The sequence below is a fragment of the Streptoalloteichus tenebrarius genome (genome assembly GCF_024171885.1).
GTDB lineage: Bacteria > Actinomycetota > Actinomycetes > Mycobacteriales > Pseudonocardiaceae > Streptoalloteichus > Streptoalloteichus tenebrarius.
This window is the reverse complement of sequence record NZ_JAMTCP010000009.1, coordinates 1-18,903: the sequence shown is the minus strand read 5'-3', so window position 1 is coordinate 18,903 and position 18,903 is coordinate 1. Positions and strand designations below refer to the sequence as shown.

Genomic DNA, 18,903 nt, shown 5'->3' with positions numbered 1-18,903 from the left:
CAAGAGTCGGCGTTACGGTCGGTTCCCGTCGCGTCGCATCGCGACCGGGCCGTGTGAAGGGACACGTGAGGCGAATTCATGGAGCCGACCAGCCACCAGGACCGGAGCGGAACGCAGGAACCGCCGCGCGCCGCGCCGCCGGTGCCACCGGGGCCGACCCTCGACCGGGACGTCCCGGCCGCGTCGGTCCTCACACTCCGCCACGAGTGGCACGGCACGGACGTCGTGGTGGTCTCCGCCGAGGGTGAGATCGACATGCTCACGGCGCCGTCGCTGCGGGAGGAGCTGAGCACCCACCAGGCGGCCGGCGCGCGGACGGTGGTCGTCGACCTCGGCGGCGTCGGGTTCCTCGCCTCCAGCGGGCTGGCCGTCCTCGCCACCGCGCACACCGAGCTGACGGCGTCGGGCGCGCAGCTCCGCCTGGTGGTGACCAACCGGGCGGTTTTCCGGCCGCTCGCGCTCACCGGGCTCACCACGGCCCTCGCGCTCTACCCCGATCTGTCCGCCGCGTTGGCCGGCGCCCCGACGCTGCCGACGGGCTGACCCACGGACAGGGGCGGACAGGGGCACAGGCCAGGCCAGGCGGGCGCGGGGTTCCGGCGTCGCGTCGGCCACCGCGGGCGCGGCCGGTGTCAGCCCGCTGTCAGGCGGGGTGCCGGTACAGCAGCAGGCAGACGTCGTCCTCGTGTCGCCCAGCGCCGAGCAGGGCGTCCAGCAGGTGGTGGGTGACACCCTCCACCGGCCCGCACGGCGCCGCGCGCCACGCCTCGGCGAGCCGGACCAGGCCCGCGTCCAGGTCGCTGCCCCGGCGCTCCACCAGCCCGTCGGTGTACAGGAGTACCTCGCCGCCCGGCAGCAGCTCGGTCCGGTGCTCGGGCACGGTGACGTCCATGGGCACGCCCAGCAACGGCGCCTGTGCGCGCTCCAGCGGCGTCACCCGCCCGTCGGCGTCGCGCACCATCATCGGCAGGTGTCCGGCGCTCGCCCAGCGCAGCACCGTCCCGCCGGGTTCGAGCACGGCGACCTGGGCGGTGGCGAACAGCCCGGTCCGCTGCTGGCGGAGCAGGTCGTGCACGAGCCGCAGCGTCGTGCCGGGACCGTGCCCCTCCACCGCGTAGGCCCGCAGGGCGTTCTGGAGTTCGCCCATCAGCACGGCGGCGTCCAGCCCGTGCCCGGTGACGTCGCCGATCGCCAGCACCAGCGAGCCGTCGGCGCGGAAGAACGCGTCGTACCAGTCGCCGCCGATGTTCACGCCCCGCGTCGCCGGGCGGTACTCGGCCCACACGTGCGCGTGTTCGCGCCGGGGCAGCGTCGGGAGCATCGCCCGCTGGAGGGTCTCGGCCAACTCGCGTTCCCGTTCGTACTCACGGGCGTTGCGCAGGGCCAGCGCGGCCCTGCTCGCGATGTGCGACGCCAGGTCCTGCTCGTCGGGCCGGAACGACGCGGCGGTGCGGCACAGCGCGAGCACGCCCAGCGGCTGCGGCCCGACCCGCAGCGGCAGCGACAGGCGTCGGCCGGCCTGTTCCAGACGGGCCGTGTCGGAGCGCAGGACCTGCGCGAGGTCCACCCCGTTCCCGCCGTGGTCGGGCCGCTCCCACCCGTCGGCCAGCGGCTGGTGCAGCCGGCCCCGCTCGTCGAGGGTCCAGATGTGGACCTCGTCGGCGAACTCCTGCTGGCGCAGCAGCCGGACGAGGGTGCCCAGCACCTGCTCGGGGTCCAGCGACACGGCCAGCTCGCGGCTGATCCGGTCCAGGAAGGCCAGGCGCCGGCGCTGTTCCTCCAACTGGGCGTGCAACGCCAGCAGGCCGGCGTTGGTCTGCTCCAGCTCGGTCTGGTGCCAGGTGAGCGCCTCGGCCTGCTGGTCGAGCAGGTCCAGCAGGGGGCGCAGCACGCGCTGGTCGACCGGCGCGCCCTCGGCGATCTCGGCGAGCTGGCGTCGGGCCTCGGGCGCGTCGCCCTCGACGCGCACCCGCACGGTGCCGCCCTCGGCCGCGAGCCGACGCAGCCAGGGGGTGGCCTCGGCGAGCAGCCGGGCGCGGTGCGCGGGGTCCAGCGGCAGGCGGGCCGCGGCCTGGGCGAGGGCGTCGCGTGCCCGCTCCGCCTCCTCGGGGCCGGTGACGCGGTAGTGGAGTGCGGTCATGGCGTCACCACCGGGCCCCGGCCAGCGCCAGCACACAGACGTCGTCGCGTCGTCGGTTCGCGTGCCACAGCACCCACGCTGCCACGGTCGTCGGGTCGTGGTCGGTCAGCCCCGGCCAGTCATCCAGCGACCAGCGTTCGCTGGCTCCGTCGGTGGCCAGCACGAGCAGGCTCTCCTGACCCCACGGGTGCACGGTGTCCGCCACCGGCGGCCTGGCCTGCCCCGCGCCGACGATCCCCGGCCGGGAGACCAGGCGTCGGCCCGAGGAGGTCCGGTCGGCGTACAGGCGCGCCGAGACGTTGCCCATGCCGACGAACCGCAGCCGGCCGGTGCCGTGGTGCACCTGCGCCACGGCCACGGCGGCCCCCCTGGTGCCCACCAGGCCGGTGCGCAGCGCGCCGAGCAGGGTGAGCGGGTCGGCGTCCGGGTGTTCGCGGGCCAGGGCGACCGCGCGTCGGCTGGCCGCGGCGGCGGCGGGGCCGTGCCCGAGCCCGTCGCAGACCAGGACCGTGAGCAGCCCGGCCCCACGGACCACGGTCCAGGCGTCGCCGGAGACCTCCTCGCCGGGCGCCGGCAGGCCCACCGCGCCCACGACCGGCCCGAGCCGCTCGGCCGTGCGCCACCGGGCCAACACCACCGTGCCGGCGTCGGGCAGGGAGAACAGGTCGAACTCGTCGGCCGCCCTGCGCACCGTGCCCAGCCCGGCCCCGAGCGTGCCCGCCGTGGAGAACCCGTCCCGCATGCTCTCGCTGATCCTGGCGATGCCGGGGCCGAGGTCCAGCGACAGCAACTCCATCCCCGCCGGGCCGTGGTGCGCCACCAGGCTGCCGCCGCCCGCGTGCCGGACCAGGTTGCTGGCCAGCTCGGTCGCGGCCAGCGCGACCCGGTCCACGGTCGCCTGGGGCAGCCCGGCCGCGCGCGCCGCCCGCACCGCGAGCGCCCTGGCCGGCCCCACGTGCCCCGGCTGGTCGACCCACAGGTCCGGTCGCGTCATCGGACGGCGCCGCCGGAGGTCGAGCTGATCGTCACGGTCGTGCCGCGGCCGGGCGCGGACTCGATGTGGAACTCGTCGACGAGCCGGCGCGCGCCGCCGAGGCCCAGGCCCAGCCCCGACCCGGTGGTGAACCCGTCGGTCAGCGCCTGGTCGAGGTCGGCGATGCCGGGGCCGTGGTCGACGAACACCAGCCGCACCCGCGTGCCCGTGCCCACCGGCTCCACCTGCACCGTCACCTCCCCACCGCCGCCGTGCACCAGCGCGTTGCGGGCCAGCTCGCTCGCCGCCGTGACCAGCTTCGTCTGTTCGACCAGGGAGAACCTGCCCCGTACCGCGACGTCCCGCACCGCCTGTCGCACCCGCACGATGTCCAGCTCGGTGGCGATCGTCACCACCCTGGCCTCCATCGCGGTGCTCACCACATCTCCCGCACCCGTGGTTCCCGAGGGAGGTGGTCGTGGGCGCGCGGGTCGTCCTCTCGCCCCCGATCACCACTCGGAAGCCGGCCGTCGGGGGAGACGGGGGAGCCCGGCGGGACGTGCGGGCGCTCCGAGGCGGCGCGCACGCCCAGCATCGCGAAGGCGGCGTTGACCGACGGCGCGGTGCGCACGCCCCGCAGCGGCAGTCCCAGCTCCACCAGGGTGATCGCGACCGCGGGGCGGATCCCGACGACGATGGCGGTCGAGGCGAGCATGGCCGCCGTGGCGCTGATGTCGTGCAGGACCTTGGCCAGGAACGAGTCGACGATGTCGATCGCGGAGACGTCGATCACGACGCCCCGCGCGCCGGTGTCGGCCACCTGCTGGGCCAGGTCCTGCTGGAGCCGCAACACCAGCTCGTCGTGCAGCTCGACCTGGATGCTGACCAGCACCACGTCGCCGAGCGTGAGGATGGGAACCGCTCCGGTGGGTCGCACTACGCGGTCTCCGCCCTGTTCACCGACAGCCCGATGCGGCGCAGCGCGTAGGCGAGGGCGTCGGCGAGGGTGCCCCGCGTGTTCACCTCGCCCAGCTCGATGCCGAGCTGGACCATGGTCTGCGCGATCTGCGGCCGGATGCCGCTGATGACGCACTCGGCGCCCATCAGCCGGGCCGCCATCGCCGTCTTGAGCAGGTGCTGGGCCACCATGGTGTCGATCGTGGGAACCCCGGTGATGTCCAGGATCGCCACGGCCGCCTGGTGGTCGACGATCGCCTGGAGCAGGCTCTCCATCGCGACCTGGCTGCGGGCGCTGTCCAGCGTGCCGATCAGCGGGACCGCGAGCACGTTGTCCCACAGCTTGATCACCGGCGTCGACAGCTCCATGAGCTGCTGCTGCTGGTAGGCGATGATGTCGGCTCCGGCGCTGAGCGCGGTCTCCACCACGGCCAGCCGCAGGGTGTCCAGCGCGGTGCTCAGCAACACGGTGTGGGCGACGTGGTTGGCCTCGTTGCCCCGGTGCCGCGTCCACAGGTCGAGCACGGGTTGCTTGAGCCGGCTCAGCTCCAGCGCGGTCTGGCTCGGTGACTCGCCGTGCCGGGTCCGCATCGCGACGAGGTCGCCGAGCAACGCGCGCACCTGGAGGAACCCGGGCGCGGCGGGGTCGTGCGCCCGACCGCTGCGCGCGGCGTCGGCGATGGCGGCCAGCACCGCCCGGCAGTCGGCCCTCGCCTGCTCGACGTCCTGACTCCCGTGCTGGGCGAAGAAACCGACGCGCAGCCAGTCCTCGGTGATGCGTTCCTCGTGCTCCAGAAGGAAGTCCGCGACATCGTCGTTGGCGTTCTGGTCGAACGTCATGGCCATTGTTCGCACTGCTCCGGCAGATCGGGGGCACGCTCGGCAACTCGCGGCGACCGCCACCCGTCTGGCGGACGGGCTTCATGTTTGCCGCACGGCAAACCTAGGCCATGGGGTGAGGATGGCTCAACGTCGGTGGTCGGAGGTGGTCCGGCGCACGGGGTTCACGGGGCAGAACCGTCCTCTGTGGACTGTGAAGTGGACTGTGAGGGGCGTGGCGGGGGAGACGGAAGGGACGCGTCGGGCCGACCGGACGAGTCGGGCGCGGGGCCCGTGCCGTCCTGGTCGGACCCGCCCGCCCTGATCACGGCCCACACGGTCTTCCCGCCGCCGTCGGAGTGCAGCACGCCCCAGTCGTCGGCGAGTTCGTCCACGATGCGCATCCCGCGCCCGCCCAGCCGCGTGGACGAGAACGGCTGCACACTCGGCGGCGCGGACGACCCGTCGGTCACCTCGACCCGCACCGCCGTGCCGTCCGCCACCCGGCCCAGCGCCACCGAACGCGGCGCGTTCGCGTGGAGGTAGGCGTTCGTGACCAGTTCGGTCAGCACCAGGTGCACGTCCTGCACCAGCTCGGGCGGGGCGCCCGCCAACCGCACGGTGGCGAACTCGCGGAGTTGCCGCAGCGGCGGAATCCCGTCCACCAGCGGAATCCGTGCCAGGGCCGGCGCGGGGCGTCGCAGTTCCGTCATGGCTCCTTCGGACGGCGCGCGGTGCGTGCCACGCACGTGCCGGCGCGCGGTTCGGGGTGGCCGCCGCCACGCGCCGGTGGCGGGACCACTCGATCGCGCGTCAGGGTACGCAGGACCGAGCGGGCTTGTCCGCCCTCTGCGGCGGCCGAGGCCGGTCCTCCTGCTCCCCGCGCGCGACCGGTTCCTTCCACGTCCCCGCCACGGCCCATGGCGGTGTCCGGACATCGGTGTCCCCCCGTCCTCATCACCCGATCGCCCTCCCACTCTTCTGGCCTAGGAGGTGGCCCGCGGGGGGCCTGGGCAAACCCGCCGGGAGTGAGACATAGCTCTCGTTCCGTCCATCGGGTTTAGCGGGCACCCGTGTCCGGGCACTAAGGGTGGGGCTCCCGGGCACGGGAGCCGCCGCGTCCCATGCCGGGCGCGGCCGGACGTGACCGGGGAGAGACCGGATGGCGACGGACGACCGCATCGAGTCGAACGGCACAGGACTGAGCGGCGCTGGATCGAACGGTTCCGCTTCGAACGGCGCTCGATCGAACGGCGCCGGATTGAGCGGCTCCGCGTTGAACGGAACGGCGTCGAACGGCGCTGGGTTGACCGGCGCTGGGTCGAACGGCGCTGGGTCGAACGGCGCTGGGTCGAACGGCGCTGGGTCGAACGGCTCGGGGATGACCGGTGCGGGGACGACCGGTGCCGCCGCGAGCGGAGCCGGGGCGTCGGCCACGTCGCGGGTCGAGGGCGCCCGAGGCGTCATCGTGTTGCACGGCGAGATCGACCACGCCTCCGTCGGCGAGCTGGACACCCACGTGAAGAAGGTGCTTGAGGCCGGTGTGACCGAGGTCGTGGTGTCGTTCGGCTCGGTCACGTTCTTCGACTCCGCGTGCCTGGCCGCGCTGGTGCGGGCCAGGGAGGCGGTGGTCGAGCGCGGCGGCAGGGTCGTGCTCAGCGACGTCAACCGGTACGCGCTGCGCATCCTGGAGCTGACCGGCCTGGACGCGGTGTTCACGATCGAGGGGCAGGTGCGGGCGTCGTGAGGGGCGGCGAGGCGCGGCAGGGCACGGCGACGGAGCCGGTGGCCCACCGCACGAACGGGCACGACGGGGTCAGGGCGAACGGGCGGACCTGGCGGACGGACCCGGTGAGCAGGGTGGAGCTGCGACTGGACGCGGCGGTGGAGAACCTGCCGCTGCTCCGGCTGGTGGCCGGCGACCTGGCCATGCGCCGGGACCACGACATCGACACGATCTCCGACGTCCAGATGGCGGTGGACGAGGCCGCGGCGGCGTTGTTGGACGTCATCGTGGGCGCGGACACGCTGTGCTGCCGCTTCGAGGCGGGGCCCGACGTCGTCCGGGTGTCGCTGGAGGCGTGGTCGGCCGCCGCGGTCGGGCCGGACCAGAACTCGCTGGGCTGGCGCCTGCTGACCGCGCTGGTCGACTCGGTGCGGGTCTCGGTGACCGCCGCGGCCGGCGGCGGGCACCGCGTGTGCGTGGAGTTCGCCAGGACCCCGGCCGGTTCGGAGGCGCCGTGACCACCATCAGGACACCCTCTCAGGACGTGATCGTGGGCGACGTGTCGCCGACAGCACCGACAGCACCGACAGCGCCGACAGCGCCGACAGCGCCGTCCCCAGAGACCACCACCGTGGGAGCCGCGGTGGAGACCGACGCCGTCGAGGTGGTCGCTGTCGAGACAGTCACCGTCGAGACCGCCCCGGCGACCAGTCCAACCTCGACGGACGGGACGTCGGCCGAGGCGACCGAGCCGGCGGAGCCGGTCGAGCGGGGCGAGGCCGAGGACGGCGGCCGGGGCGAGTACGACCACCTGGCCCCGGTGCTGCGCGAGCTGGCCGCGCTCGCGCCCGACGACCCCAGACGGGCCGAGCTGCGCGAACGGCTCGTCACCGGGTTCCTGCCGGTCGCGCGGAACCTGGCCCGGCGGTTCGCCCGCAGGGGTGAGCCCGAGGAGGACCTGGTGCAGGTCGCCACGGTCGGCCTGATCCACGCGGTCGACCGGTTCGAGCCCGACCGGGGCTCGGACTTCCTCAGCTTCGCCATCCCCACGATCAGCGGCGAGCTGCGCCGGCACTTCAGGGACGGCACCTGGGCGGTCCGGATGCCCCGGCGGCTCAAGGAGCTGTCGTTGGCGATCAACAAGGCCAACCGGGAGCTGTCCCAGCGGCTGGGCCGCGCGGCCCGGCCGAGCGAGCTGGCCGAGCACCTCGGCGTGCCCATGGAGGAGGTCTACGAGGGCCTGCGCGCGGCCGTGGCCTACCGGGCCGACTCGCTGGACGCCGAGCTGGTCGGCTCGGACGGCGACGGGATGGCCCTGGCCGACCGGCTGGGCGAGCGGGAGGTCGGCTTCGACCACGTCGAGGCCCAGCAGACGGTGGGGCCGCTGCTCGCGTCGCTGCCCGAGCGGGAGCGGACCATCCTGGTGCTGCGGTTCTTCGCGGGCATGACCCAGACGCAGATCGCCGAGCGGGTGGGTGTCTCGCAGATGCACGTCTCCCGGTTGCTCAGCCGAACCTTGGCGAAGCTGCGCGAGGCGCTGCCGGACGAATCCCCTCCACAAGGGACGTGACCGCGTCCCTCCCTTTCCCCTCCTCGTCTGGTCGGTGTTACCTGATCGGCCTTGACTGATCGGCGTTGTCTCTGGTCGGCCTTGCCCGGTCCGGTGCTGGTCATGTCGCCTGGTCTGGTCGAGGCCGCACCCTGTGGGGTGTTCCTGCCGGGTGTTTTGCCACGCCCCGACCAGAGCCATCGGTGTCGATCCGTGTCGGTGTCGGCGTGGGTGTCGGTTCAGTCGGTGCTGGTCGGTGGGACCCGCTGCGATCGGTCACGGCTGCCGCCACACGCGCTGCCGGACGACTTCCGCAGGGGACGGGACAACGTCCTCTTCCCTCCTTATCTCTTCCTCACGCTGTGCGTCGGCACTGGTGCCGAGCACCAGGCGGCCGGCTGGGTTGGCGGCGACGGCGGTGTTGACCGGTTCGGTGCTGGTTGTGTTGGTCTGGGGTGGTCGGGGTGGCACCTTGCGGGGTGTTCCTGCCGGGTGTTGGTCGCGCTCGGACCAGGAGTCATCGGTGTCGATCGGTGTCGGTGTCGGTTCAGTCGATCGGGCCGGCCGGCGCGGCGATCGGTCAGTGCCGCTGCCACTCCGGCGCGCCGCCGGACGACCTCCGCAGGGGATCTGACAGCGTCCCCTCTCCCACCTCATTTTTTTCCTTACGCTGTGCGTCGGGCACCAGAGCCGAGCGCGAGGCGGCTGGCCGGGATGACAGCCCGGGATGCGGCACGGGATCGCGGAGACGGTGGTGGTGTTGACCGGTTCGGTGCTGGTCGTGTCGGCCTGGTCTGGTTGGGACGGCACCCTGTCGGTCGGTGAGGCTGGCGCGGGGCCAGTCAGGGGCCGCCGCCACTCCGGCGCTGCCGGGCGAGTCCCCTCCGCTGGGGGACGGGACAACGTCTTCTTCCCTCCGCATCTTCTCCTCACGCCATGGGCCGGGCACTGGTGCCGAGTGCATGAGGCGGCCGGCTGGGTTGCGACGGCGGTGTTGACCGGTCCGGTTCTGGTCGTGTCGCGCCCCGACCAGAGCCATCGGTGTCGAGCGGTGTCGGCGTGGTGTCGGTTCAGTCGGTGCTGGTCGGTGGGACCCGCTGCGATCGGTCAGTGCCGCTGCCACTCCCGCGCTGCCGGATGACCTCCGCAGAGGATCTGACAGCGTCCCCGCCTTTCCTCCGCGTCTTGTCCTCACGCTGTGCATCGGCACTGATGTCAAGCACCAGGCGGCCGGCCGGGATGATGGCCCGGGACACGGTTTGGGATGACGGCGGCGGGCGTGTTCCTGCCGGTGTTCGTCGCGCCCCGACCAGAAAATCCAGACGAGGAGACCCTGTCACGGCAGGGATGGGCACGAAGGCCAGTCAGGGGCTGCCGCCACCTCGGCGCTGTGGGGCGCGTCCCCTCCGCTGGGGGACGGGACAACGTCTTCTTCCCTCCGCATCTTCTCCTCACGCCATGGGCCGGGTACTGGTGCCGAGTGCATGAGGCGGCCGGCTGGGTGGCGACGGCGGTGTTGGCCGGTGATGGGTTGGTCAGTGCTGTTCTGTCAGTTCGGGCTGGTCGGGGGTGGCGCCCTTCCGGAGATCCATCTTGCTGGGTGTCGGTCGCCCCGATCAGGAGACTCCATCGGTACCAGTCGGTGTCGGGCTGGCGCGGGGCTGGCCCGGGCGGCTGCTACTCCGGCGCTGCCGGACCGTCCCCGCAGGGGACGGGACAGCGTCCTTTCCCTTCTCATCTCTTTCTCACGCTGTTCGTTGGGTGCTGGTGTCGAGCACCAGGCGGCCGGCCGGGATGATGGCCCGGGACACGGTTTGGGATGACGGTGGCGGGGGTGTTCCTGCCGGTGTTCGTCGCGCCCCGACCAGAAGATCGAGACCAGGAGGCCCTGTCACGGCAGGGATGGGCACCAAGGCCAGTCAGGGCTGCCGCCACTCCGGCGCTGTTGGGCGCGTCCCCTCCACAGGGGAGGTGACCGCGCCTCCTCATCTGGGTGTTGTCTGTACGGCGTTGGCCGGTCCGGCGCTGGTCGTGTTGGTCTGAGCTGGTTGGGGTGGGGCCCGCCGAGGGGGCGCCCTGTGGGGTGTTGGTCGCGCCCCGACCAGGAGTCATCGGTGTCGATCGGTGTCGGTGTCGGCGTGGTGTCGGTTCAGTCGGTGCCGGTCGGTGGGGCTGGCCGGCGTGGGGATCGGTCAGGGGCGCCGCCACTCCGCGTTGCCGAGGTGGTGCGCGCCAGGAGCCGACATCAACATCAGGCCGCCATCGACCACCCACGACGCCCCGGTGACGTAGGCGGCGGCCGGTGAGGCCAGGAAGGACACGACCGCCGCGACCTCACGGGCGTCGCCGGGCCGGCCCAGCGGCACGCCGGGACGGGGCTGGGTGCGCGGGTCGACGTCGGTCTGCCCGGTCATCGGCGTGGAGATCTCACCCGGCGCGACCGAGTTCACCGTGATGCCGTGTTCGGCCAGTTCCAGCGCCAGCGTCTTCATCAACAGCCCCGCGCCGGCCTTGGCCGCGCAGTAGGGGGCCGCGCCGACCAGGGGCGTGTGCTCGTGGACGCTGGTGATGGTGATGATCCGCCCGCCGCGTCCGGCCGCGATCATCCGTCGCGCCGCGCGCATCGAGCACAGGAAGACCCCGTCCAGGTCCACCGACATCACCTCGCGCCAGGTGTCGAAGTCGGTGTCGAGCGCGAGCTGGTTGCTGCCGGTGCCGGCGTTGTTGACCAACACGTCGACCCCGCCCAGCTCGTCGGCGAGGTCGTCGATCACGTCCGCCGCCTCGGGGAGGCGGGTCAGGTCGAGCTGCCGGACCACCGCCTTCGCGCCGCGTTCGCTGACCTCCTTCGCGGTGCCCTGCGCTCCCTCCGCGTCCGCGTGGTACGTGATGCCGACGTTGACCCCCGCCCGCGCCAGCGCGCTGGCGACCGCCCGGCCGATGCCGGAGTCGGAGCCGGTGACGATCGCCGTGCGGGGGAAGCCGCTCTGCTCAGCGGGAGTGGGTGCGATCGGAGTTCTCGTCTCGTCCGCCATGGTGTGGAGGTACCCGGTCCGGGGGATTTCTCCACCCCTCGTCGACCGATCGGAGGCATCAGGCGCGAGCCCAGGACGGCGAAATCCCCTTGCCGGGCAAGGGAGAGAGCGCATGTGTCCGTAGTGGACGGACACGAACGTGTTGCACGGAAGGGTGGTCGTGGGCGTCGGCCGCGGCGCGTGACGGCGCTGGCGGACGGTTCCACCGCAGCGGCAAGACGACCGGAACGGGCGATAACCAGGACGCGTGTCACCGCGTGAGGAGGTCGTCGCGGGCAAGAAGGATGGTCGGCGGTGACACCGGTCGGTCCGGCGCCGCGCGTTCGGCTCGGTGACGGGCCGGCCGGGGAGCCGGGGCAACGGGGGCGTGGTAGGCCGCTCCCCGCACGACCGGGCTCGTCGTCGGAGGGGGTGGACCGACCAGGACGCACGCCGATCCGCCTGCCAGAAAGGACATGTTCCTGATGCTCACCGTGCCACGGCTCGGCCGTCTGATCAGCGCCGTCGCCCTCGCGCTCGCGGCGTCCGCCGGCGCAGTCGGCGCCGCCGGTGTCGCCCATGCCGAGCAGACCGTCTCCGACCAGGACCGCCAGTTCCTCGAACAGGCGCACCAGGCGAACCTCGCCGAGATCGACGCGGGCCGGCTGGCGCGCAGCAGGGGTTCCCGACAGCTCGTCCGCGACCTCGGCGCGCGGTTCGAGGAGGACCACACCCGGCTCGACGAGGCGCTCACGCAGACCGCCTCCGCGCTGGGCGTCGCCCTGCCCGACACGCCGGACCCCGACCAGAAGGCGGTGCACGAGCGCCTCCAGAACGCCTCGGACGAGGAGTTCGACGCGTTGTTCGTGCGGACCCAGACCGAGGGCCACGCCAAGGTGATGCGGCTCGGCGAGACCGAGCTGGCCCAGGGGTCCTCGGCCGAGGTCAAGAAGGTCGCCTCCGACGCCGCGCCGGTGGTGAAGTCGCACCACGACGCGCTGCTCGCGGCGGCCGGCGAGGTCGGAGCCCCCACGATGATCAACGCGGGGAGCGCGGGGCTGGCCTCCACGTCGGCCTGGCAGGGGCCGGGCGTGGTCCTGCTCGCGACGGGGCTGCTCCTCGTCGTCGCCGGGTTCGTCCTGCGCCGGGGCTTCGCCCGTCGGGACCGCGTCGTGCGGTGAAAGCCGCGCCGCCCGGTCGTGGCCGCCTCAGGGCGGCCACGACCGTCTCGGCGGTGGGGGTCGTGCTCGCCGTCCTCGGCGCGGCGCTCCTGCTGGCCTCCCCGTCCGCCCGACCCGAGGACGTGGGCGAGCTGCCCCCGCCGTTCGTCACGACGCCGCGCCCGACGCACGCGCCGGCCTCGCGACCCATGGTCGGCCCGCTGCTGCCGTCGGGTGTCGCGCCGTCGCCCGGCCCCTCGCGATCCGTCGCGCCGCCGAGCCCTCCCGCGCCCCCGCCGCGCCTGGCTCCCCTCGCGCTGGCCATGCCCTCCGTCGGCGTCACCGCCGAGGTCGAGCCCGCGCGGGTCAACCAGGACGGGAGTCTCGCCGTCCCGAGGGACGCGGGCAAGGTCGGGTGGTGGACCGGGGGAGCGGTGCCCGAGTCCCCGTCGGGAACGATGGTGATCGCCGGTCACGTCGACGACGTGCGGACCGGCGCGGGGGCGTTCTTCCGGCTGCGGGATCTCCGGCTGGGCGCGCCGGTGGAGGTCGCCACGGAGGCTGGGTCGTACCGCTACCGCGTCATCGCCCGGCGGACGCGGCCGAAGTGGGCGCTTCCGCAGAACCTGTTCGACCCGCGCGCGCCGCACCGCCTGGTGCTGATCACCTGCGCCGGGCCGTTCGACGAGTCCAGGGGCGGCTACCCGGACAATCTCATGGTCTTCGCCGACCCGGTGTCCTTCGCGCCGTGGGACTGACCCATCGGCCCCATCGGTCCTGCCAGTCCTGTCGGTCCCATGGGTGAAGGCGCCGGTGAGGACGCGGAACCCTGCGGGTCCGGCCGCGCGGACGGGGTGAGGCCCCGCGCCGGCTGGACCGACCCGGCCGCCGAACCGCCCCTGGCTGGGGCTGGCGCGGAATCGTGTCGGCTGGCTGCCGACACCCTGGTCGGGTGCGGCGGGCGGCCGTGCCGTGGTGCGACGGCGCGGCCACCGGACCTGTCGGTCCAGCCGGCGAAGTCCCGCGGTGGCGAGTCGCGCCGGGAAGGACGAGTCCTCCCGCTCTCCGTCGCGGAACCTCGGGTCCGGCGACGTGCCTGGAGGGCCGCCGCCGTGCTCCAGACGCTAAGCCCGACGCGGTCTCCCGCGTGGGTGTTCGTCCCGGCACGACCGGGTGAGATCGGCGGCGGGACGCCCCGACCCCGCCCGGCCGTGGGACGGACCAGAGGGATCCGACGGGATCAGAGTGATCGAAGGATCAGAGGGATCACACGGATCACACGGATTCAGACGGATCAGCGGCCGAACAGGCCGACCAGCGTGCCGCTGGCCATCTCGTGGCCCGCGAGCGCCACCCGCAGGTCCTCGACCGTGCAGCCCTCGCCCAGCCCGAGCGGGCGGTCCGACGCGTACAGGCGGAAGAAGTAGCGGTGCGTCTCGCCCACCGGCGGGCGCGGGCCGTCCCAGCCCACGTCGCCGAAGTCGTTGCGCCCCACGGTCACGCCCTCGGGGAGCGAGCCCTCCCCGATGCCGTGCACCGAGGGGTCGATGCCGGTGACGACCCAGTGCACGAACGTGCGGCCGGGGGCGTCGGGGTCCTCGACGACCAGCGCCAGTTCCTCGGCGCCGTCCGGGACGTGGTCCCACTCCAGCGGTGGGCTGGCGTTGTCGCCGTCGAGCGCGTAGTGGTTCGGGATCATCGTGTGGTCGTTGAAGGCCGCGCTGCGCAGCCCGATCCCGCCGCCCTCAGGGGGCTTCTCCAGGTCCTCGACCGAGAGGTCTCCCCGGCTCGTGCCCCTGGTGCCCAACGGGCCGGCGGCGCGGTCGGCGGGTCCCACCCGGCGGGGCGGGTGCTCGCGTTGGAGTTCCTCGTTCGCGGCGCGGTCGGCGTTCTGGTCGGGGACGCCCTGGTCGTCGTACTGGGCGCGCAGTCGCGCTCGCTTGATGTCGTACTTGTGGCTGCCTGGGTCCGGCATGACAAGTCCTCCCTGCCGGTGTCGACCTGACGTGCGGCCCCGGCTCCGGCGCACGCGGGCACCGGCCCGGTGACGCGCCCGCTGTCGGCCTACCCGGGGTGCGCGGAGAGCAAACGGCCGGGCGCCCGTCCGCCTTCCGGGGTTTGGCGGACAGGCACGGGAGGTATGCGGCGGGAGGGCGGGACGCCGGAGTGTGACCGGCGTGGCCGCTCGACCAAGGGACTTGTCGAACAGGGACTCGAACGGGGGAGGACGGCACTGATGACGGAACCGACCGCTCCGGACGACGTGCGCGCCGAGGAGGTCCACGACCACGACGACGCCGAGCGGGAGACCAGGGACGCGGCGGGCGCGGGGCTGGGTCTGGAGGAGCCGGTCGCGGACCGGGTGGAGCAGCAGCGCGACCTCGTCGACGACCGGGACCGCGTCGGAGGCAGCGCGCTTCTCGACGCCAACGAGGCCGACCTGGCCGAACAGGACCGCGTGGTCCGGGAGGACGAGGACGACTACCGAGCCGAGGGCTACGACGAGTACTGAGAGAAGCATCGCAGACAAGCACTGAGACGGGTGTTGACCCGCCCAGGGCTGGCAGGGCGGGCGATCGCGGGGGATTCCCTCAGCGCTTCTCGCGCCCCCGCCCCGGCTCGAAGTCGGTGGTACGGACGTTGCCCATGGGGTTGGCCTCGTCGTGCCGGGACGTCGAGTCGCTGCGCCCGGCCTCGGTGTCGCTGTCGTCGAACGCCTCGGAGACGTTCTCGGCGAGCGAGGTCCGGCTGTCCTGCTCGTACTTCTCCTCGCCGGCTTCGCCCCGCTGGTTCTGGTTCTGCTGGTCCCGCCGCTCACGTTCCACGCCCAGCGGGTACCCGTCCCCGCGACCCGACAAGCCGTGATCTACTCAGGGCGAAACCACGAGCACGGCACGAACGGGAGGCCCACCACGACCCGAGCCCACCCCAGGCCGAGACAAGAGGGGTCAAGAACGGGTGCCGCCTCCGGATCGGCGCAGGTCACGAAGGGTGCTCCCCGCGCATGCGGGGGTGAGTCTCGGGGCCAGTACTCGGGATCGCGGAGGTCGAAGTGCTCCCCGCGCATGCGGGGGTGAGTCCTTCGAGGACGTGGTGAGCTGGATCCACCGACAGTGCTCCCCGCGCATGCGGGGGTGAGTCGAACGCCAATGCGCGCGGCCGAACCTCCACGAGGTGCTCCCCGCGCATGCGGGGGTGAGTCGACCACCATCGCGAACGTGATCGCGTCGCAGTTGTGCTCCCCGCGCATGCGGGGGCGCCGTCGCGTGCCAGGACTACAGCAGCGCCTGGCACTGAGTGGAACGATGGACAAGCCGTCGGCGATGCGGACCAGAAGGTCGTAGGCCTGGACCTGGCGTCCTTGGACGATGTCGCAGATCTCTGACTGGCTCTGACCGGTCAGCGCGGCGATCTGACGTTGAGAAACCCCGGTCCTGCCCAGCAGGCGGTAGACCTCGCTGATGTCGCGCCGCGCTAGGGCGACTCGCATCCTGGGGTGCTCCCAGAGCGCCGGGTCGATTGGCCGGCCAGTGGGCAGGACGTTCATCAGTGCCCTCCACTGGTGTCCGGTGATCACGGTAGCCAGCGCCCGGCAGGGACGCGGCGTGGTGATCGGTCAAGCCGATCGGCAGCACCGATCACGGCGGAGGACAGCCATACCGAACAGCCGCTGACCATGGCGCGCCGGGCAATACTGCTGGCGTCTCTGTGACCGATCCGGATCCCACCGCTTGACCGGATCACCGATACTCCCTGGTCTCCTCTGCCTTTCCCAACTCTGCGGCCTGAAGAGCACGTTGAGCCGCATCGCGTATCTCGGCCAAGGGTGCTGGAGTAGAGCCGGTGTGGGGTTCGACTTGGCGGGCGGCCTGGTACAGGAGCATGGGAAGGCCGCCGATGACGGTGCTGCCCGCGCGGTGGGCGGCGCGGGCGATCGGGGTGGGCCAGGGCCGGTAGACGACGTCGAGGAGCGTGTTGCCCGCCGTCGGCCAGAGCGGCGCGAGCGGGTCGGCGGCGCCGGGCGACCCCGATGCGGTCGGCTGCGCTGGCCAGGTCAGTGGCCCGGCGAGGGGCCGCCGGTCCAGCAGCCGCAGGGCGATGCGGTGGGCGGCGAGGTCGGCGGCCAGGCGGCTGCCGATAGCCCCGGCCGCCCCCGTGATCAGCAGTGTCACGGCCGGTGGTGAAGCATCGCGGCGACTCCCTCGTCGCTGGCCTCGTACGCGATACCGCGCAGGACGGCGATGGGAACGCCACGTCCGCGCTGGCCGAGGATGATGCCGGCCACGGCGGCGACCAGGTCGGTGAAGGTCTCCTCCTGCCGCTTGCCGCCGTGGTCGGTGATCCGCAGCGGGGCGATCCCGGCGGCGCCGAGGGAGATGACGGTGGCCCCACGCCGGTCGGCGCGGCCGTCGGAATCGGCGATCACCACCGCCACCTCCGCCCCGGTGTGGGTGATCAGCGCGGCGCGCAGGGCGCGGGCGGAGGCGTCCGGGTGGACCGGCAGCAGCCAGGCGCCCTCGGTGCCGGCGCGGTCGATCCCGGCGGAGGTGAGTTGGTAGCCCAGGCGGTGTCGGGCGATGATCGGGCCTTGCTCGGTGGCCAGGACGTACTCGGTGGAGTTGTCCAGGATGAGCTGGACGATCTCGGCGGGCTTGCCCGTCCGGGCGGACAGTTCCACGGCCTCGGGGCTGGGGGTCACGGTGGCCAGGTCGACGTACCGCTTCTCCACGACGGACACGGCTTTGCTCGCGACGACGACGATGTCCCCGTCCCGTAGCGCGGTGCCGGTGCGGGCCAGGACGTCGGTGATGGCACCGGGCAGGTCGTCGCCCATCTGGAGTTCGGGGAACGGTTCCAGGGCGAAGGCGGCGAAGCCGGAGGTCGGGGTGGTCATCGGCGGGCTCCTGCGGGAGTAGCGCGCACCGCGCCAGGCGCGTGATCAGGTGAAGGGCACGTCAGTGCGGATGCGATGGATGAGATCCCGGGCGGGACCGTGGTCTTTCCAGGGAACCAGCCGGCGGGCGAGGTCGTGGGTGTAGTCGTTGGCTCGGGCCGAGCTGACGGTGGACAGCACGTCGAGAGCGTGCCGGCCGTACTTGCGGCAGGTCCGGTCGAGGAGAGGCAAGCGTGGCGGCCCAGTTGCTCACCGCGGTGGCCACCGGCATCGCCTATCCCCGTGGGCCAACGGCTGTTCGACACCCTGGTGCCGCCCAGGAAGCGCTGACCGCGCCCGGAACGCGGTGAGCCCGGCCCGACGTGGGCCGGGGTTCACCAGGTTCTACGAAGCCACGGGGCGGCGGCATGGTGACCGTTCAGGGCGTGAGGACCATGCGGACGTGGTGCTTGTCGACGACCACGCCGGCAGGCAGATCCTCGTCGGTCGTTCCGGCCGGGAAGGCGGTGATGACGGGCTGGGCGGCGCGGTCGCGGTCGAACCGGCGGATCTGTTCGACCAGCCGCTCGGCGAGCTGGGCGGCGGCGGGGCCGTGGCCGGTGGCGGCAAGTTCGAAGCGGCGCTCGCCGTCCGGGCCCGCCACGGGGCGGGGCTTGGTCAGGTAGGCCAGGGAGTCGCCCTCGACGATCGCGGGCGTGCGGTAGGAGAACGCGGGGCGGCAGATCCCGGCCTCGATGGCCTCGTCGTCGGCGTCGAGGCGGCAGGTGCCGGGTTCGGTGGCGGTCAACCACAGCCAGATGTGGTCGAATGGCTCGTTGGCGACCACGGAGGCGCCGGACCACATGGTGGTCTCGGGTCCGCTGAACACCTCGCGCAGGGCGTCCGGGTCGATGTTCTGGTCGGCGTCCCAGTGCAGCGCGACGTGCTCGATGATGGTGCCGGTCCGCTCGCCCGTGGGCACGATGCCGATCATGGGGATGAACCCGCAGAGCTGACTGTTCTCCGCCCGCAGATGGGTGTCGTGGCGGACGAAGGCGACGCTGCGGGCCTGACCGCGCCAGTGCAGCGGGACCACGAGCGTGCCGCCGGGGGCGAGCTGGTCGAACCAGGCCGGGGGCAGGTCCCACGGGCCGACCGTGACGATGATCTTGTCGTAGGGGGCGTGGTCCGGCTCGCCGAGGGCGCCGTCGCCGGTGATCACCCGCACCCGGTCGTAGCCGGTCTCACCCAGGGCGGCGCGGGCGTGGTCGGTGACGTCGGGGTGGATGTCGACGGTGGTGACGCTGCCGGTCGGTCCGACGAGTTCGGCCAGCAGGGCGGCGTTGTATCCGGTTCCGGCGCCGATCTCCAACACGCGGTCGCCGGGTCGCGGGTCGAGCTGGCCGAGCATCATCGCCACCACGGTCGGCACGGAGATGCAGCTCGCCGGCCGATCCTCGCCGGGCTTGATGGTGATCGCCTTGTTGGCGTGCGCCTCCTCGACCGAGGCGGCGGGCACGAACCGGTGCCGGGGCACGGCCCGCAACGCCTGCTCGATGCGCTCGGAGCGCAGGTGACCGGCGGTGCGGATGTGGCTGATCATCTGCTCGCGCAGGTTCTCGGGGCGGGTGCTGGGGGCAGTGCTGGTGAAGTCGGTCATCCGGTTCCTTTCGTGTGTTGTCACCGCTTCGG

Annotated in this window: 20 protein-coding genes and 1 CRISPR repeat array; of the genes, 7 read left to right on the top strand and 13 right to left on the bottom strand. The window is 73.0% G+C overall.

Going from position 1 to position 18,903, the window contains the following annotated elements:
* The first annotated feature begins 78 nt into the window (after window positions 1–78).
* Window positions 79–543 carry an STAS domain-containing protein gene (locus LX15_RS11025; RefSeq protein ID WP_253669436.1) on the top strand — a complete coding sequence of 155 codons (465 nt, stop codon included), beginning with the start codon at window positions 79–81 and terminating at the stop codon, window positions 541–543.
* A 100-nt stretch (window positions 544–643) separates the two neighbouring features.
* Here LX15_RS11025 and LX15_RS11020 read toward each other — a convergent pair whose 3' ends face one another.
* From LX15_RS11020 to LX15_RS10995, 6 genes are all read right to left on the bottom strand, one after another.
* On the bottom strand, window positions 644–2,140 hold the full coding sequence (locus tag LX15_RS11020) for a PP2C family protein-serine/threonine phosphatase (RefSeq protein WP_253669435.1): 1,497 nt from the start codon (window positions 2,138–2,140) through the stop codon (window positions 644–646).
* A gap of 4 nt (window positions 2,141–2,144) precedes the next feature.
* Window positions 2,145–3,134 carry an ATP-binding protein gene (locus LX15_RS11015; RefSeq protein WP_253669434.1) on the bottom strand — a complete coding sequence of 330 codons (990 nt, stop codon included), beginning with the start codon at window positions 3,132–3,134 and terminating at the stop codon, window positions 2,145–2,147.
* Entirely contained in the window at window positions 3,131–3,553 is a 423-nt protein-coding gene (locus LX15_RS11010) for an anti-sigma regulatory factor (protein WP_372502595.1), read from the bottom strand. Before LX15_RS11010 ends, LX15_RS11015 begins: the two co-directional genes overlap by 4 nt.
* Entirely contained in the window at window positions 3,550–4,050 is a 501-nt protein-coding gene (locus LX15_RS33075) for an STAS domain-containing protein (RefSeq protein ID WP_308213447.1), read from the bottom strand. Before LX15_RS33075 ends, LX15_RS11010 begins: the two co-directional genes overlap by 4 nt.
* Complete coding sequence (locus LX15_RS11000; protein ID WP_253669433.1) at window positions 4,050–4,910, bottom strand: STAS domain-containing protein; 861 nt, start codon at window positions 4,908–4,910, stop codon at window positions 4,050–4,052. Before LX15_RS11000 ends, LX15_RS33075 begins: the two co-directional genes overlap by 1 nt.
* Window positions 4,911–5,074: 164 nt before the next feature.
* On the bottom strand, window positions 5,075–5,602 hold the full coding sequence (locus LX15_RS10995) for an ATP-binding protein (protein WP_253669432.1): 528 nt from the start codon (window positions 5,600–5,602) through the stop codon (window positions 5,075–5,077).
* A gap of 668 nt (window positions 5,603–6,270) precedes the next feature.
* Between LX15_RS10995 and LX15_RS10990 the strand changes: the two genes are divergently transcribed.
* The 3 genes from LX15_RS10990 (at window position 6,271) to LX15_RS10980 (ending at window position 8,185) form a co-directional block, all read left to right on the top strand.
* On the top strand, window positions 6,271–6,636 hold the full coding sequence (locus LX15_RS10990) for an STAS domain-containing protein (protein WP_253669431.1): 366 nt from the start codon (window positions 6,271–6,273) through the stop codon (window positions 6,634–6,636).
* A complete protein-coding gene (locus tag LX15_RS10985) occupies window positions 6,633–7,133 on the top strand; it encodes an anti-sigma factor (RefSeq protein WP_253669430.1) in 501 nt (166 codons plus the stop codon). The genes LX15_RS10990 and LX15_RS10985 overlap by 4 nt, the downstream gene beginning before the upstream one ends.
* Before the next feature lie 293 nt (window positions 7,134–7,426).
* Entirely contained in the window at window positions 7,427–8,185 is a 759-nt protein-coding gene (locus LX15_RS10980) for a SigB/SigF/SigG family RNA polymerase sigma factor (RefSeq protein ID WP_253669543.1), read from the top strand.
* Window positions 8,186–10,356: 2,171 nt separating this feature from the next.
* On the opposite strand, the gene LX15_RS10975 is transcribed toward LX15_RS10980, so the two are convergent.
* Entirely contained in the window at window positions 10,357–11,199 is an 843-nt protein-coding gene (locus LX15_RS10975) for an SDR family oxidoreductase (RefSeq protein WP_253669429.1), read from the bottom strand.
* A gap of 464 nt (window positions 11,200–11,663) precedes the next feature.
* On the opposite strand from LX15_RS10975, the gene LX15_RS10970 reads away from it, so the two are divergent.
* Together LX15_RS10970 and LX15_RS33070 are read left to right on the top strand one after the other, a co-directional pair.
* The gene (locus LX15_RS10970) at window positions 11,664–12,359 is read left to right on the top strand and encodes a DUF4142 domain-containing protein (protein WP_253669428.1); all 696 of its coding nucleotides are present in this window, start codon (window positions 11,664–11,666) and stop codon (window positions 12,357–12,359) included.
* A gap of 53 nt (window positions 12,360–12,412) precedes the next feature.
* The gene (locus LX15_RS33070) at window positions 12,413–13,096 is read left to right on the top strand and encodes a class F sortase (RefSeq protein WP_253669427.1); all 684 of its coding nucleotides are present in this window, start codon (window positions 12,413–12,415) and stop codon (window positions 13,094–13,096) included.
* A 536-nt stretch (window positions 13,097–13,632) separates the two neighbouring features.
* On the opposite strand, the gene LX15_RS10960 is transcribed toward LX15_RS33070, so the two are convergent.
* Window positions 13,633–14,313: a YbhB/YbcL family Raf kinase inhibitor-like protein gene (locus tag LX15_RS10960; RefSeq protein ID WP_308213446.1), complete on the bottom strand. Its 681-nt coding sequence runs from the start codon at window positions 14,311–14,313 to the stop codon at window positions 13,633–13,635.
* Between the two features lie 261 nt (window positions 14,314–14,574).
* Here LX15_RS10960 and LX15_RS10955 point away from each other — a divergent pair, with 261 nt between their 5' ends.
* On the top strand, window positions 14,575–14,850 hold the full coding sequence (locus tag LX15_RS10955; RefSeq protein WP_253669426.1) for a hypothetical protein: 276 nt from the start codon (window positions 14,575–14,577) through the stop codon (window positions 14,848–14,850).
* A 79-nt stretch (window positions 14,851–14,929) separates the two neighbouring features.
* Here the strand turns inward: LX15_RS10955 and LX15_RS10950 are convergent, their stop codons facing one another.
* The 5 genes from LX15_RS10950 to fxlM all read right to left on the bottom strand — a co-directional run bounded on the left by LX15_RS10950 (window position 14,930) and on the right by fxlM (window position 18,871).
* A complete protein-coding gene (locus LX15_RS10950; protein WP_253669425.1) occupies window positions 14,930–15,163 on the bottom strand; it encodes a hypothetical protein in 234 nt (77 codons plus the stop codon).
* Between the two features lie 166 nt (window positions 15,164–15,329).
* A CRISPR array of direct repeats spans window positions 15,330–15,601; the repeat unit is 28 nt; unit sequence GTGCTCCCCGCGCATGCGGGGGTGAGTC.
* A 477-nt stretch (window positions 15,602–16,078) separates the two neighbouring features.
* Window positions 16,079–16,510, bottom strand: a complete 432-nt coding sequence (locus LX15_RS10945) for a hypothetical protein (protein ID WP_253669424.1) — start codon at window positions 16,508–16,510, stop codon at window positions 16,079–16,081.
* Complete coding sequence (locus LX15_RS10940; protein WP_253669423.1) at window positions 16,507–17,232, bottom strand: coenzyme F420-0:L-glutamate ligase; 726 nt, start codon at window positions 17,230–17,232, stop codon at window positions 16,507–16,509. The genes LX15_RS10945 and LX15_RS10940 overlap by 4 nt, the downstream gene beginning before the upstream one ends.
* A 45-nt stretch (window positions 17,233–17,277) precedes the next feature.
* On the bottom strand, window positions 17,278–17,412 hold the full coding sequence (locus tag LX15_RS32395; protein ID WP_301304407.1) for a hypothetical protein: 135 nt from the start codon (window positions 17,410–17,412) through the stop codon (window positions 17,278–17,280).
* A 238-nt stretch (window positions 17,413–17,650) separates the two neighbouring features.
* Window positions 17,651–18,871, bottom strand: a complete 1,221-nt coding sequence (fxlM, locus tag LX15_RS10935; RefSeq protein WP_253669422.1) for a methyltransferase, FxLD system — start codon at window positions 18,869–18,871, stop codon at window positions 17,651–17,653.
* Between the last annotated feature and the right edge of the window lie 32 nt (window positions 18,872–18,903).

Excerpts from the sequence above, each read along its gene's own strand:
- LX15_RS10970 (WP_253669428.1), top strand. The coding sequence starts at position 11,664 with ATGCTCACCGTGCCACGGCTCGGCCGTCTGATCAGCGCCGTCGCCCTC.
- LX15_RS10995 (WP_253669432.1), bottom strand. The coding sequence starts at position 5,602 with ATGACGGAACTGCGACGCCCCGCGCCGGCCCTGGCACGGATTCCGCTG.
- LX15_RS10990 (WP_253669431.1), top strand. The coding sequence starts at position 6,271 with ATGACCGGTGCGGGGACGACCGGTGCCGCCGCGAGCGGAGCCGGGGCG.
- fxlM (WP_253669422.1), bottom strand. The coding sequence starts at position 18,871 with ATGACCGACTTCACCAGCACTGCCCCCAGCACCCGCCCCGAGAACCTG.
- LX15_RS11000 (WP_253669433.1), bottom strand. The coding sequence starts at position 4,910 with ATGACGTTCGACCAGAACGCCAACGACGATGTCGCGGACTTCCTTCTG.
- LX15_RS10960 (WP_308213446.1), bottom strand. The coding sequence starts at position 14,313 with ATGCCGGACCCAGGCAGCCACAAGTACGACATCAAGCGAGCGCGACTG.
- LX15_RS10975 (WP_253669429.1), bottom strand. The coding sequence starts at position 11,199 with ATGGCGGACGAGACGAGAACTCCGATCGCACCCACTCCCGCTGAGCAG.
- LX15_RS10955 (WP_253669426.1), top strand. The coding sequence starts at position 14,575 with ATGACGGAACCGACCGCTCCGGACGACGTGCGCGCCGAGGAGGTCCAC.
- LX15_RS11025 (WP_253669436.1), top strand. The coding sequence starts at position 79 with ATGGAGCCGACCAGCCACCAGGACCGGAGCGGAACGCAGGAACCGCCG.
- LX15_RS10940 (WP_253669423.1), bottom strand. The coding sequence starts at position 17,232 with ATGACCACCCCGACCTCCGGCTTCGCCGCCTTCGCCCTGGAACCGTTC.
- LX15_RS11015 (WP_253669434.1), bottom strand. The coding sequence starts at position 3,134 with ATGACGCGACCGGACCTGTGGGTCGACCAGCCGGGGCACGTGGGGCCG.
- LX15_RS11020 (WP_253669435.1), bottom strand. The coding sequence starts at position 2,140 with ATGACCGCACTCCACTACCGCGTCACCGGCCCCGAGGAGGCGGAGCGG.